Origin of the sequence: Kitasatospora sp. NPDC057512 (genome assembly GCF_042802135.1) — a bacterium.
GTDB lineage: Bacteria > Actinomycetota > Actinomycetes > Streptomycetales > Streptomycetaceae > Kitasatospora.
Genome location: NZ_JBHVET010000156.1, coordinates 1 through 13219, shown reverse-complemented (window position 1 = coordinate 13219; position 13219 = coordinate 1). Strand labels below are relative to the sequence as shown.

The window sequence follows — 13219 nt, the reverse complement described above, 5'->3', positions numbered from 1 at the left end:
GGGCCTTGGCGCCGTCCAGGGAGGTGGCGATGGCCGCGGCGGCGATGCCGCCGGCGGCGAAGACCAGTCCGAGGACGGTGCGCACCGGGCCCGGGCGGGGCGCTTCGACGGCGGCCTCGCCGAGCGCCTGGGCGGCCCGCATCCGGGACGGCCGGCGGGCGGCCAGGAAGCCGGCGGTCAGCGCGGCGAGGGTGCAGGCGAGGACGGCGGCGAGCATCGGCAGCGGGCCGACGTCCAGGCGGACGTCCGCGGGGACGGCGCCGCGCTCGACCAGCTGGTCGAACCACCAGCGGGCGAGGGCGAGCCCGGGCAGGATGCCGAGCGCCGCGGCGAGCGGCGCGACCAGCATCGCCTCGGCGGCGATGGTGCGGCGGATCTGGCGCGGGGTGGCGCCGATGGCGCGCAGCAGGGCGAACTCGCGGGCGCGCTGGCCGGTGGCGAGGGCGACGGTGCTCATCACCACGAAGACCGCGGTCATGGTGGCGTAGCCGCCGAAGGTGCCGCCGAGGGCCATCAGCAGGGTGCGGGCCCCGCCGAGGTCGGGGTGTTCGACGGTGCCCCGGTCGTCTCCGGTGAAGACCTTGACGGCACCGGCACCGGCCCCCGTCTTGGCCCCGGCACCGGCGCCCGCCTTGGCCCCGGCGTCGCCGTCGACGGCCTGGCGGACCTGCGCGGCAAGCGCGGCGGCGGTCACGCCCGCGCGGGGCTGCACGGCGATGGCGTCGATCCGGCCGGGGTGGCCGGAGAGCCGGTCGGCGGTGGCGTCGGCGAACCAGGCGGTGGGGCCGGCCTGCTGGGCGGCGGCCAGGCCGGAGACCCGGTAGTCCGCGGTGCCGCCGGGCGCGGTGAGCGTGAGGTTCGCTCCGGGCGCGATGTGGGCGGCACGCGCCGTGTCGGCGTCCAGCACCACCTCGTTCGCGCCGGGCGCGCGGCCCTCGACCAGGGTGTCGCCCGGGCCGGCGATGCCCAGTGCGGCGAAGCCCCGGCCGGTCAGGGCCGGCGCCCGGCCGCCGGCGGGCAGCGGGAAGGCGGTGTCCGGGCGGGCGGCCGCGACCCCGGGCAGCGCGGCCAGCCGGCCGGCCAGCGCGGCGTCCGTCCTGGCCCGCTCCGGGGTGGCCTCCTCCGTCGTCTCGGTGTCCTCGCCGACCTTCCGCTGGATCTTCACCGCCTGGTCGGCCGCGACCACCACCGGGGCGTCCGCGTACCGGGTGGGCTTGACGCCCGCGGTCAGACCGGTCTGCAGCAGCACGCCGCAGGCCACCACCACGGCGGCGCCCAGCAGCAGGGCGACCAGGGTGCCCGCGAAGGACGCGGGCCGGAAGCGCACCGAGGAGCGCGCGAGTCCGTTCGTCATGCCGCGGCTCCCACCGGGCGGGCGGTCAGCGCGACCATCCGGTCCGCGACGGTCTGCGGGCTCGGGTGCGGCAGGTCGTCGACGATCGCGCCGCCGGCCAGGAACAGCACCCGGTCGGCGAAGGAGGCCGCCACCGGGTCGTGGGTCACCATCACCACCGTCGCGCCGAGCGAGTCCACGGCCTGCCGCAGCAGCGCCAGCACCTCGTGCGCGGTGCGGGTGTCCAGCGCTCCGGTCGGCTCGTCGGCGAACACCACGTCCGGGCGGGTGATCAGCGCGCGGGCGATCGCCACCCGCTGCTGCTGGCCGCCGGAGAGCTGGCCGGGCCGCCGCTTGGCGTGCTCGCCCAGGCCCACCCGGGCCAGCAACTCCCGCGCCCGGGCCCGGTCCTGGCGCTCCCCGGCGAGGCGCTGCGGGAGCAGCACGTTCTGCTCGACGGTCAGCGAGGGCAGCAGGTTGAAGGCCTGGAAGACGAAGCCGATCCGGCTGCGGCGCAGCTTGGTCAGCCGGTTCTCGCTCAGCGCGGTGATGTCCTCGCCGCCGAGCCGGACCTGCCCGGAGTCCGGGCGGTCCAGGCCCGCCGCGCACTGGAGGAAGGTGGACTTGCCGGAGCCGGACGGGCCCATCACCGCGGTGAAGCTGCCGTGGGCGAGCGCCAGGTCGACCCCGCGCAGCGCGTGCACCGTCGCCTCGCCGCGGCCGTAGGTGCGGCGCACCCCGCGCAGCTCGATCGCGGGGGCCGCCTGCGGGGCCGGGGCGTACCCGCCGGATCCCGCGGCGCCGTAGCCCTCGCGGCCGTGTCCGTCACGACCGTGTCCCTCACGGCCGTAGCCCTCACGGTCGTGCACCTCGGCAGCGTGGCCGCCGGGGCCGTACGGATCCGTCCCGAACTCGTCGGTCCTGCGGCGGTCTTGGCGGCGTGCCATGGGTGGGCCTTCCTTCGGTTCTGCGTCGCTCGTCGTCAACGTGCTCCAACCTAGGGAGGACGGGCTCCGCGAACCATGCAGGCCACCGGCGGACCGGCGGTGGGGTTATCCCCCCACCCGTTCGGCGGGAATCCCCAGGTAGGCGGCGCTCAGATCGGCGAGCACCGGGTGCGCGGGGTCGAAGGCGGTGCCGTCCACGGCCGCCAGCGGGCGCACCCCGACCCCCGCGTTCACCGCGAAGGCGGCGGTGAAGCGGTCCAACCCGTCGGCGGGCAGCGGCTCGCGGGACTGCGGGCCCCGGTACGCGCCGGACAGCAGCGCCTCCGTCACGCCGGGCAGGCTCGGGCCCTGCGGCCAGACCAGCTCCTCCCCGGCCAGGAAGCCGACGTTCCAGGTCGCGCCCTCGACCACCAGGTCGTCCTCGCCGACCAGCAGCACGTCGTCGTAGCCCGCCAGTTGGGCCTGCCGACGGTGGTGCACCAGGCCGAACAGGCCGACGTGCTTCACCTCCGGCAGCTCCCGCCGGTACGCCGCGGTGCGGACCCGCAGCGGGGCGGGCGCGGCCGCCGCGGCCGGGCGGGTGGTCACCAGCAGGGCGGGCGCGGCCGGGGCGGCGGGGCGCTCCAGGCCGAGCGCCGGGTCGTACACGGTGACCCGGACGATCACCGGCGCGCCGTCGGCGGGCAGCACCGCGCCGATCCGCGCCCGCACCGCCGCCCGGTCCAGCTCGACGCCGAACAGCACCCGGCAGTCCCGGACCAGCCGGTCCAGGTGCAGGGCCAGACCGCGCACCCGGCCCGCCTCGGCGCGCAGGGTGGTGAAGTGCCCGTAGTTGAGCAGCCCCAGCGCGGCCAGCCGCGCCGGGTCGGCGGGGGCGCCGTCGATCTCGATCTCAGCCATCCCCCGAGTCTGCCAGCCGCGGGGGCGCCGGCCGCGACCCGGGCCGCGACGGCGCGGACCGCGGCGGCACGGACTGCGGCGGCACGGACTGCGGCGGCACGGACTCCGGCGGCGCGCTCTCCACCAGCACGCTCTCCGGCAGCCGCACCGGGCGGTACGGGCTCACCACCCGCCGGCCCGCCGCCCGGGCCACCCGCTCGAACTCCTCTATCCGGTACGCCAGGCCCTCCGGCTCCCCGGCGTCCGACCAGCGCCACGCCTCCGCCCACCACTGCGGGCCGCGCACCAGCGGCCGGCCGGCCAGCGCCAGGTACAGGGCCAGCGTGGACCGGGCGTACTCGTGCACCCAGCCGTCGCAGCCCCGGTAGTCCGCCGTCTCGTCCAGCCGCAGCCAGCGGCCCTCCTGCCCGGCGGCCAGTATCGGCACCCAGCCACGCAGCCGGTCGGCGACCAGCAGGAGCAGTCGGCCGTCCTCCTCCCGCACCCGGTGCAGGGGGAGTTGGGGCATCCGGGCGAAGGAGAGCGAGTGCTTCCAGCCCACCACCCACAGGCCCCGGCGCAGGTAGTAGCGGACCGCCGGCTGCCAGGTCCAGTGCGCCTCCAGCCGGAACCCCGGCAGGCCCTCGGCGGTGGCCGCCGCGTACACCTCGTCCAGCGCGGCGGCGGCCAGGCCCCGCCCGCGCGCGGCCGGGGTCACGTAGAGGGAGGAGACGGCGAGCTGGCTCGGGCCCTTGGTCCAGTTGTCCACGGCGACGGTGCCCACCACGGCGCCGGCGTCGTCCTGGATCCAGTAGCGCCGCCGGTACAGCTCACCGCCCGGCCACTCCCGCCCGCTCTCCCCCAGCCGCTCCCGCCAGGCGCGCTCCGCTCCCGGCGCCAGCCCGTCCGGGTCCACCAGCTCGCCCAGCCCGCCCTCCACCAGGGACGCCAAGTCCCAGAGCGCGAACCGCCGTTCGTCCCCTGGACCGGCCGCCCGCAGCCGCGGCCCCGCCGCCAGCCGGTCCTGCGCCCGCTCCACCGCCGCATCCCACGACCTCACCACACGGCGAGGATAGCGGCGCGGCGGGGACGATCAGTAATCCGGCCGCCACCGAATGTCAGTGCGGGGAGCGGGGGGTGGCGTCGGCCCCGCCCCGCCGTCGGGACGGCCCTGAGGACGAGGCCCACCGGCGGCGGCCGTCGGGGCAGGGTAGGGAAAACCCGACCATGAGACTCGACTTGGCCGTGATGACCCCGCCGAGCTGCGGCGATGCAATGAAGCGGTGACGAAACGGGCGTGGTGGTGGTGCGGCGGGTGGCTGGTCGCGGCGGGGTGGGCGGGGGCGTTCCCGGTGGTGTCCGGGCTCGGGCCGCACCGGAGTTGGGGGGCCTGGGCGGCCGGCGGGTACCTGCTGGCGGCGCTCGCCGCGGTGCTGGTCCGGCGGCGCGGACGTGAGGTCTCGGTGGCGGTCGCGGCCCTCGGGGCGGTGCTGGTGCCGCTGCTCGTGCTGGTCCTGGACGGGCGGGGGCAGAGCGAGGTCGGGGTGATCGAGCGCTCCGGGTCGCTGCTGCTGCACACCGGCACGCCGTACCTGGCCGAGCCGCGGACCGTCGAGGAGTACACCCCGTACCTCCCGGGGATGGCCCTGCTGGGTCTGCCCCGGGCGCTGCTGGACGGCACCCCACTGGGCGGCTCGCCGCTGGGCGACGCCCGGCTGTGGTGCGCGGCGGTGTTCGTGGCCTGCGTGCTGCGGACGGTGCCCGCCGGGCGCCGGCTCGGCGCCGCCGCGCTCACCGCCTCGCCGGTGGTCGCGCTGCCGCTCTGCGTCAGCGGGGTGGACCTGCCGCTCACCGGCCTCTGCTGGCTCGCCCTGGTCCGCGCCGCCGAACGGCGGCCGGGGGCGGCCGGGTTGGCGCTGGCCGCCGCCTGCGCGCTGAAGTGGACGGCCTGGCCGGCGCTGGCCGTGGTGGCGGCCCTGCTGGCGGCCACCGCCGGACGGCGCGCGGCGCTGCGCGGGACGGCGGTCGCGGTGGGAGCGGCGGCGCTGGCGGTGCTGCCGGTGGCGCTGCGCGCGCCGGGGCCGCTGGTGGAGCAGGTGTTCGCCTTTCCCACCGGGCGCGGCGGCCTGCCGACGCCCGCCGCGAGCCCGCTGCCCGGGCGGCTGCTGGCCGACCTCGGCCCGGCCGGCTGGTGCGCCGCCGTCGGACTGCTGCTGCTCGCCGGGCTCGCCGTCGGGGCGTCCCTGCTCCTCCGGCCGCCCCGCACCGCGCCCGCCGCGGCGCACCGGCTGGCCCTCGGCCTGACCGCGGCCTTCCTGCTGGCGCCCGCCGGGCGGTTCGGCTACCTCGCGCTGCCGCTCGTCCTGGTCCTGCTCTCCCTCTCGTCCTCCGTCTCGCCCTCCCTCCCGTCCTCCGTTCCGAAAGGCCTGCCATGGGCACCACCCTCGTCGTCACCAACGACTTCCCGCCGCGCCAGGGCGGCATCGAAACCTTCGTCAAGGCCATGGCCGACCGGGTCCCCGGTCACGACGTCGTGGTCTACACCTCGGCCGAACCGGGTGCGGAGCGCCACGACGCCGCTCTCCCCTACCCGGTGATCCGCGACCGCGCCCGCACCCTGCTGCCGACCCCGCGGGCCACCCGCCGGGCCGCCGAGATAGCCCGGGCGCACGGCTGCGACCGGGTCTGGTTCGGCGCCGCCGCGCCGCTCGCCGCGATGACGCCCGGCCTGCGGCGGCTGGCGCCCGGCATCCGCCGCACCGTCGCCACCACCCACGGCCACGAGATCTGGTGGGCCCGCACCCCGGGCGCCCGCGGCCTGCTGCGCCGGATCGGCCGCGGCACGGACGTGGTCACCTACCTCGGCGCCTACACCCGCGCCCGGATCGCCCCCGCGCTCGGCCCGGACGCCCGGCTGGCGCGCCTGGTGCCGGGGGTCGACCCGGCGGTCTTCCGGCCGGCCTCCGAGGACTCCGTCCGGGAGCCGTCCGCCGCCCCGGTGGTCCTCTGCGTGGCGCGGCTGGTCCCGCGCAAGGGCCAGGACGTGCTGATCCGCGCGCTGCCCGCGATCCGCCGGGCCGTGCCCGGAACCACCCTGGTACTGGTCGGCCGGGGCCCGGACGAGGACCGGCTGCGGGGCCTCGCCCTCCGCCTCACCGAGCCGGACAGCGTGGTGTTCACCGGCGGCCTCGACCACGCCGGGACGGCCGTCCACTACGCGGGGGCGGACGTCTTCGCGATGCCGTGCCGCACCCGCCGGCTGGGCCTGGAGGCCGAGGGCCTCGGCATCGTCTTCCTGGAGGCGGCCGCGGCCGGCCTCCCGGTGGTGGTCGGCCGCTCCGGCGGCGCACCGGACACCGTCCTGGACGGCGTCACCGGCGCGGTCGTCGACGGCCGCGCGCCCGCCGAGGTGGCCGCCGCCCTGACCCGGATCCTGCTCGCCCCGCCCGCCGAACGCGCCCGGATGGGGGCGGCGGGGCGGCGCTGGGCCGAGGAGCACTGGACCTGGGAGGCCTCGGCGCGGCGGCTCACCCAGCTGCTCGACCCCGCCGTGCCCCTGCCGGACCCGGTCGCCCCGGCCACCGCGGTCACTCCGGCTGCCCCCGCAGGTGCCTGACCAGCCGGGCGATCGCGGGCGCCCCGCCGTTGGCACCGACCGCCGCCACCCAGTTCCGCGCCTGGCCCGGCAGGTCCTCCCGGCTCGGGCAGGAGAAGCTGAACAGCCAGACGTGGGCGGACAGGTCGCGCTCCGGAAGTGCTCGCCACTCCTCGCCCCCGGCGGCCGTCAGCACGTCCTGGCAGGTCGCCAGCGCCCGGTCCCCGTCCCCGGCCCACTCCTGCCGCAGCCACAGCAGGAAGTTGGTCTGGGCCGTCGTGGTGTCGTCCCTGGTCGCCTCGCCCTTGAGCAGTCGGTTGACGATCGCGCTCTGCGGTTCCCGTGTCCTCGCCATGCCGCCATCGTTCCGGCACCGCGACCGCCCTGACAAGGGCGTCACTCAAAAGCCGTACCGTGCCCGGCCGTTCACTCCCCGCGCAGATGGGCGAGCACCGCGAGCACCCGCCGGTTGCCCTCCGTCGGGTCCAGGTCCAGCTTCATGAAGATGTTCCCGCAGTGCTTCACCACCGAGGCCTCGGTGATGCTCAACCGGCCCGCCACGGCCTGGTTGTTGAGGCCCTCGGCCATCAGCGCGAGCACCTCGCGCTCGCGCGGGGTGAGGCGGGCCAGCGGGCGGCCGGCGGACTGGCCGCGCAGCAGCACCCGGACCACCTCCGGGTCGATCAGCGTCTCCCCGTCGGCGACCCGCCGCAGCGCGTCCAGGAAGTCCGCGACGTCGCCGACCCGGTCCTTCAACAGGTAGCCCAGACCGGCCGGTTGGGCGCCGGCGGCGGCGAGCAGCCGGGTCGCGTACGGGGTGGCCACGTACTGGGAGAGGACCAGGACGGGCAGGCCCGGGTGGCGCTCGCGCAGGGCGAGGGCGGCGCGCAGGCCCTCGTCGGTGTGGTCGGGGGGCATCCGGACGTCGGTGACCACGATGTCCGGCCGCTCGGCGTCGACGGCCGCGGCCAGCGCCTCCGCGTCGCCGACGGCGGCGGTCACCCGGTGGCCGCCGAGGGTGAGGAGTTCGACCAGTCCGGCGCGCAGCAGCACCGCGTCCTCGGCGATCACGACCCGGAGCACGGGACCTCCAGCCGCAGCGTCGTCGGGCCGCCCGTCGGGCTCGTCACCATCAACCGTCCTCTCAGCAGTGCCACCCGGTCGGCGAGTCCCGCCAGTCCGGCCCCGGCGGCCGGGTCCGCCCCGCCGCGGCCGTCGTCGGTCACCTGGACGACCAGCCGGCCGCCCGCGAGCCGCCCGTGGACGGTGATCGCGGTGGCGCCGCTGTGCTTGGCGGCGTTGGTGAGCGCCTCGGTGACGGTGAAGTAGGCGGTGGTCTCCACCGGGGCGGGCAGCCGCTCCGGGAGCTCGATGTCGGTGGCCACCGGGATCGGGTGGCGCTGCGCGACCTCGTCGACGGCGGCGGCGAGCCCGTGGTCGGTGAGCACCTGCGGGTGGATGCCGCGCACCAGCTCGCGCAGCTGCTCCAGCGCCTGCCGGGCCTCGCCGCGCGCCCGGGTGACGAGCTCCGCCGCCCGGCCGTCCCGGTCGCGCAGCTCGTACTCGGCGAGCCCGAGGGTCATGCTGAGCGCGACCAGCTGCTGCTGCGCGCCGTCGTGCAGGTCGCGCTCGATCCGGCGCCGCTCGGCCTCGAAGGCGTCGGCCAACCGGGCCCGGGAGCGGGTGAGTTCGAGCACCCGGTGGCCGAGGTCGTCCTCCCGGGGCCCGAGCAGGAAGCCGGCCAGCGCGACCTCCGCCCGGACCAGCAGCGCCCCGGCGTACGCGCAGAGCAGCAGGCCGGCCAGTCCGGCGGCGCTGAACGGCAGGGCGGCGAACGGCCCGGCGACGGCGTGTCCGGGGACCAGCATCACGGTCTCCGGGGCGAGCGCCCAGACCACCAGCGGGGAGACGGTGAACGCGCCGGAGAGCACCAGCAGCGCGGTGAAGCCGAGCGAGGCGGCGGCCAGCACGGTCGAGGTGAGCCCGGCGTGGGCGAGTTCGCGCCACGTGGCCCGCTCGCGCAGCCGGGTGCGGACGCGGGCACGGCGGCCCGCCCCGGGCAGGCCGCGGTGCGGGTCGGGCGGCGGGACCGGTTCGACCAGCCGCAGCCGCCACCGGGCCACACCGGCGGCGGGGATGCCCGCGAGTGCCAGGGCGAGCAGCACCGGCAGTCCGACGCCGACCACCGACAGGCCCGCACCGACCACCAGCAGCACCACGAGGACCACCAGCAGCACCGGCCCGAACAGCGCCCCGCCGAGCAGGTACGCCCAGCAGCGCGGCACCCAGCGGGTGAACGGGAAGCGCAGCGGGTGCGCCCGCAGCGCCTCGCGTACGGACGTCGGCCGCCGCTCCCCGTCCGTCACCGACCCCTCGTTCACCCGGTCCACCCTAACCGACCGGCTGACGGCCCTTCGGGGCCCGGGCTCGGGCCGCGCGCGGCCTGGTCAGCGCGACGGCGGCGACCACCAGCGCGCCGCCGGCCAGGGCGTTCCAGCCGACCGGCTCGGCGAGGAAGGCCGCGCCGAGCGCGGTGGACCACAGCGGCGTCACGTACGTCACGGCCGAGGCCACCGTCGTCCCGGCGCCGCGGACCAGCGCCAGGTTGAGCAGGTACGCCACGCCCGTGCCGAGCGCGCCGAGCACCAGCAGCGCGGCGGCCGCGGCGGCGCCGGGCCAGCGCGGGAGGCCCGCGGCGAACGGCGCCACCAGGGCCAACTCGACGGCGGCGCAGGTGATCTGGAGCGCGGAGAGGGTGGTCACCGACTCCGGGCGGCCGGACAGGAAGCGGCGCAGGTAGGCGAAGCCCGCGCCGTAGCAGCAGGCGGCGGCCAGGCAGGCCAGCGCGCCGACGGTCGCACCAGCGCCCAGGCCGCGCCAGACCCCGAGCACGGTGAGCACGCCGACGAAGCCGAGCCCGAGCCCGGCCAGCCGGCGGGCGCCCGGGCGGCGCTCCTCGGGGACGGTCAGCACCGCGAACAGCAGGGTGAACAGCGGGGTGGTCGCGTTCATCACCCCGGCGAGCACCGAGCTGACCCTGGTCTCCCCGAAGGAGAAGAGGGTGAACGGCACGCTGTTGAGCAGCACCGCGACCACCGCCGAGTGCCCCCACAGCACCCGGTCGCGCGGGGCCCGCTCACCGCGCAGCAGCAGCACCGCCCACAGCGTGCCGGCGCCGAGCAGGCAGCGCCACAGCGCCACCCACAGCGGCGGCACGCCCGCCTCGACCGCCACCTTGATCAGGGCGAAGCTCCCGCCCCAGATCGCCGACAGTGCCACGAAGCCCGGCAACCAGCGCCTCACCCCGACCACCTCCGTCCTCCCGTCGCGTCTTCTGGACAGAGCGTGGCCCGGCCGCGCAGCATGAGTCCAACAAGTGGCAGTGCACTCGCGATGAGGAAGTCTCATGACCCCGGACGTCAACCTGGCCCAGCTCAGGGCACTGGTCGCGGTCGCCGACACCGGCGGCTTCAGCGCGGCCGCCGACGAGCTGGGCATCAGCCAGTCCGCGGTCTCGCACGCCGTCGCCGCGCTGGAGCGCACCCTCGGCGCGCCCGTGCTGTGGCGCGGCACCCCGTGCCGGCCCACCCCGCTGGGCGACCAGGTCCTGCCGCACGCCCGGACCGCCGTCGCCTCGGCCGCCGCCGTCCGCGCGATCGCCACCCGGCACTCCGGCGGCCCGACCGGCACCGTCCGGCTGGCGGCGCCGACCACCGTCTGCCAGGCGCTGCTGCCCGGGCTGCTCAAGGACTGGCGGGCGGCCTACCCGCAGGTGACCGTCCGGGTCTTCGAGGGCGAGGACGACGAGCTCGCGACCTGGCTGGAGGCGGGCACGGTGGACGCCGCCGTCCTGGTGGACGCCGGGCCGCTGCCGCCCGGGGCGGTCTCGCTCGGCGCCGACTCGATGCACGCGCTGCTCCGCCGCGACCACCCACTCGCCGGTCAACCGACCGTCCACGTGGCCGAGTTGGAGGACGACGACTTCCTGCTCTCGGAGGGCGGCTGCGAGCGCCACATCCGCGAGGCCTACCGGCGGGCCGGCACCCGCTTCACGCCCCGGCACCGCATCCGCGACCTGAACAGCCTGATCGGCATGGTGCACGCGGGCGTCGGGGTCTCGGTGATGCCCGCGCTGGCGCTGACCATGCTCCCGGCCGACTGCGTGCTGGTCCCGATCCGGCCCGCCGTCCACCGGACGCTGTCGCTGACCGGACCGACCGGCCGCCCGTGGTCCCCGGCGGTCGGCTCGCTGCTGGCGGGGATGGCGCCGGGAGTGACGGTCGGGGCGGCGGCCGGAGTTCCGTCCGGGCAGGGCGCGGGGACCGGGCCGGGCGCGGGGAGCGGGACGGGCGCGGGGAGCGGGACGGGCGTGGCCGTCGGGGCCTGACCTGCTGCGATGCCTCCGGAGCGGGTCGCGTAGATTCGACTGCGACTGACGGGGCGTCCGGTGAGGGGGGGGGGAGGAGCGGTGGGGCGGACTGCGCTGATCCACGCCGTTTCCGCGCCCCGGCCGTTACCATCGCCCCTATGCCGCCGCAGGACCACCCCGACCACGCCGAGCCGGTGCCGACGCGCCCTCGACGGGGGGTGCTGAGGTGTGCTACAGGACCATCGGCCCAGCCAGCCAGCCAGCCAGCCAGCCAGCCAGCCAGCCAGCCAGCCAGCCAGCCAGCCAGCCAGCCGCGCCTCCGCGCGGCCCGGACGCGCCCGCCGGGGTGCTGTTCGCCGTGCGCTCGGCCGCCGCGCTGCACCGGCTGCTCGACCTGCTGCCCGTCTTCGAGGGTGACGACCGGGTCCGCTGCCGCTTCACCCTGGTGCCCGGCTCCGACTTCGCCCCCGACGCACTCGCGGCCGTGGACACCGCCGGGGCCCGCCGCATCCCGTGGCCCGAGGCCCTCGCCACCGCGCACGACCTGATCCTCACCGCCAGCCCCAAGGGCGCGCTCGGCGGCCTGCGCGGCCGGCAGGTGCTGCTCCCGCACGGCGCGGGCTTCAACAAGGCGCTGGCACGGGAGGGCTCGCCCGAGCTGCCGTCCGGCCTCGACCCGGCGTTCCTGCTCAGCGACGGCCGCCCCACCGCCGCCCTGCACGCCCTCGCCCACCCCGACCAGGTCGAACAGCTCGCCGCCCGGGTCCCCGACGCCCGGCGGCACGCCGTCGTCGCCGGGGACCCGACGCTCGACCGGATCCTGGAGTCCCTGGACCGGCGCGAGGCCGTGCGCGCCGCACTCGGCACCGGCGGGCGGCGGCTGGTGGTGCTCTCCTCCACCTGGGGACCGCAGTCGCTGCTCTCCCGCCGTCCCGACCTGCCCGCCGAGCTCGCCGCCCGGCTGCCGTACGACGGGTACCAGCTGGCGCTGGTCGTCCACCCCAACGAGTACAGCCGGACCGGCTCCTTCGACCTGTCCCGGCGACTGCGCCCCGCACTGGACGCGGGCCTGCTGCTCGCGGCGCCGTACGAGGAGTGGGCGGCGCTGCTCGTCGCGGCGGACGCCCTGGTCACCGACCACGGCTCGGTGGCGCTCTACGCCGCCGCGCTGGACCTGCCGGTGGTGGCGGCCTGCGACGGTGCGGACGAACTGGTCCCCGGCAGCCCGATGGCCCGCCTGCTGGCCGCCGTACCGCGCCTGGACCCGGCGGCGCCGGTCCTGCCGGAGGGCCCGGGCGGCACCCGCCGGTTCGCCGAGCGGGCGTTCGCGCTCACCGGGCGCTGCCTGGAGACCCTGCGACCGGAGCTGTACAAGCTGCTCGACCTCGTCCCGCCGCCGTACCCCGTACGGCCGCGCCCGCTGCCGGTGCCGGTGCCCGAACGCGCCCCGCAGGCTCCGGCCGCTTTCGCCGTCCGGGCGTCGGCGCCCGACGGCGAGATGTCCGACGCGGAGATCGCCGACGGGGAGATCACCGTCGAACGCCTCCCGCCCTGGACGGAGCTGCCCTTCCACCACCTCGCCGCCGAGTACGGCCGGGCCGGCACCCGCGCGCTCCAGAGCTCCGCCCTGCTATACCGCCGCGCCAACACCCCTGCGGCGACGGCCGGTTGGCACCACGAGCACCGGACCGCCGCCGACTGGACCGCCGAGGCCTTCGCGGAGTACCCGAACTGCCGCACGGCCGCCGTGGTCCTCTCCCCCACCGCCGCCCTGCTGCGCCGCGACGGCGGCGACCCGGTCGCCGTCCACGTGGCCGCCGACCGTTCCGACGGCCGCGTCCGCCGCACCGACCCGGCGGCCGCCCTCTCCGCCGTCCACGCCTGGCTCGCCGCTCACCCGGACGGCCTGCGCACGCTCCCCGCCATCCTGACCGCCCGGATCGGCGCCGGAGCCCACCGCATCCGGCTGGCACCCGCCACCGAAGCCGAAGCCGGGTTCCCGGTCTGAGGCGGCGGGCGGCTGACGGCGGACGGGTGACAACTGACGACCGGCAGCCTCCGCCCTCCGGCGTAGGCACCGGGACGGCCGTCCGCGC

12 protein-coding genes are annotated in these 13219 nt (G+C 77.6%); 4 read left to right on the top strand and 8 right to left on the bottom strand.

The annotated features are described in order from the left end of the window. From ACFU6K_RS13455 to ACFU6K_RS13440, 4 genes are all read right to left on the bottom strand, one after another. The coding region (locus tag ACFU6K_RS13455) for an ABC transporter permease (protein WP_380662788.1) at positions 1 to 1354 on the bottom strand (1354 nt) is incomplete at its 3' end. After that, the gene (locus ACFU6K_RS13450) at positions 1351 to 2280 is read right to left on the bottom strand and encodes an ABC transporter ATP-binding protein (protein ID WP_380662786.1); all 930 of its coding nucleotides are present in this window, start codon (positions 2278 to 2280) and stop codon (positions 1351 to 1353) included. The genes ACFU6K_RS13450 and ACFU6K_RS13455, both read right to left, overlap by 4 nt. 105 nt (positions 2281 to 2385) lie before the next feature. Further along, positions 2386 to 3180: an aminotransferase class IV gene (locus tag ACFU6K_RS13445; RefSeq protein WP_380662784.1), complete on the bottom strand. Its 795-nt coding sequence runs from the start codon at positions 3178 to 3180 to the stop codon at positions 2386 to 2388. Beyond that, entirely contained in the window at positions 3173 to 4219 is a 1047-nt protein-coding gene (locus ACFU6K_RS13440; protein ID WP_380662782.1) for a GNAT family N-acetyltransferase, read from the bottom strand. Before ACFU6K_RS13440 ends, ACFU6K_RS13445 begins: the two co-directional genes overlap by 8 nt. 223 nt (positions 4220 to 4442) lie before the next feature. Between ACFU6K_RS13440 and ACFU6K_RS13435 the strand changes: the two genes are divergently transcribed. Both ACFU6K_RS13435 and ACFU6K_RS13430 read left to right on the top strand, forming a co-directional pair. Continuing rightward, entirely contained in the window at positions 4443 to 5756 is a 1314-nt protein-coding gene (locus ACFU6K_RS13435; RefSeq protein ID WP_380662780.1) for a glycosyltransferase 87 family protein, read from the top strand. Further along, the gene (locus ACFU6K_RS13430; protein WP_380662790.1) at positions 5663 to 6775 is read left to right on the top strand and encodes a glycosyltransferase family 4 protein; all 1113 of its coding nucleotides are present in this window, start codon (positions 5663 to 5665) and stop codon (positions 6773 to 6775) included. The genes ACFU6K_RS13435 and ACFU6K_RS13430 overlap by 94 nt, the downstream gene beginning before the upstream one ends. Here the strand turns inward: ACFU6K_RS13430 and ACFU6K_RS13425 are convergent. The 4 genes from ACFU6K_RS13425 to ACFU6K_RS13410 form a co-directional block, all read right to left on the bottom strand. Further along, positions 6747 to 7109 carry a hypothetical protein gene (locus ACFU6K_RS13425; protein ID WP_380662778.1) on the bottom strand — a complete coding sequence of 121 codons (363 nt, stop codon included), beginning with the start codon at positions 7107 to 7109 and terminating at the stop codon, positions 6747 to 6749. The two genes, ACFU6K_RS13430 and ACFU6K_RS13425, sit on opposite strands and share 29 nt — an antisense overlap. 71 nt (positions 7110 to 7180) lie before the next feature. Beyond that, on the bottom strand, positions 7181 to 7837 hold the full coding sequence (locus ACFU6K_RS13420) for a response regulator (protein WP_380662776.1): 657 nt from the start codon (positions 7835 to 7837) through the stop codon (positions 7181 to 7183). After that, positions 7822 to 9135, bottom strand: coding sequence for a sensor histidine kinase (locus tag ACFU6K_RS13415; protein ID WP_380662774.1), 1314 nt, complete (start codon positions 9133 to 9135; stop codon positions 7822 to 7824). The genes ACFU6K_RS13420 and ACFU6K_RS13415 overlap by 16 nt, the downstream gene beginning before the upstream one ends. A 10-nt stretch (positions 9136 to 9145) precedes the next feature. Next, positions 9146 to 10057, bottom strand: coding sequence for a DMT family transporter (locus ACFU6K_RS13410; protein ID WP_380662772.1), 912 nt, complete (start codon positions 10055 to 10057; stop codon positions 9146 to 9148). A gap of 103 nt (positions 10058 to 10160) precedes the next feature. Here ACFU6K_RS13410 and ACFU6K_RS13405 point away from each other — a divergent pair, with 103 nt between their 5' ends. Both ACFU6K_RS13405 and ACFU6K_RS13400 read left to right on the top strand, forming a co-directional pair. Further along, entirely contained in the window at positions 10161 to 11141 is a 981-nt protein-coding gene (locus tag ACFU6K_RS13405) for a LysR family transcriptional regulator (RefSeq protein WP_380662770.1), read from the top strand. A 328-nt stretch (positions 11142 to 11469) separates the two neighbouring features. Continuing rightward, on the top strand, positions 11470 to 13131 hold the full coding sequence (locus tag ACFU6K_RS13400) for a translation initiation factor 2 (RefSeq protein ID WP_380662768.1): 1662 nt from the start codon (positions 11470 to 11472) through the stop codon (positions 13129 to 13131). Positions 13132 to 13219: the final 88 nt, after the last annotated feature.

Excerpts from the sequence above, each read along its gene's own strand:
- ACFU6K_RS13450 (WP_380662786.1), bottom strand. The coding sequence starts at position 2,280 with ATGGCACGCCGCCAAGACCGCCGCAGGACCGACGAGTTCGGGACGGAT.
- ACFU6K_RS13445 (WP_380662784.1), bottom strand. The coding sequence starts at position 3,180 with ATGGCTGAGATCGAGATCGACGGCGCCCCCGCCGACCCGGCGCGGCTG.
- ACFU6K_RS13430 (WP_380662790.1), top strand. The coding sequence starts at position 5,663 with ATGGCCGACCGGGTCCCCGGTCACGACGTCGTGGTCTACACCTCGGCC.
- ACFU6K_RS13425 (WP_380662778.1), bottom strand. The coding sequence starts at position 7,109 with ATGGCGAGGACACGGGAACCGCAGAGCGCGATCGTCAACCGACTGCTC.
- ACFU6K_RS13405 (WP_380662770.1), top strand. The coding sequence starts at position 10,161 with ATGACCCCGGACGTCAACCTGGCCCAGCTCAGGGCACTGGTCGCGGTC.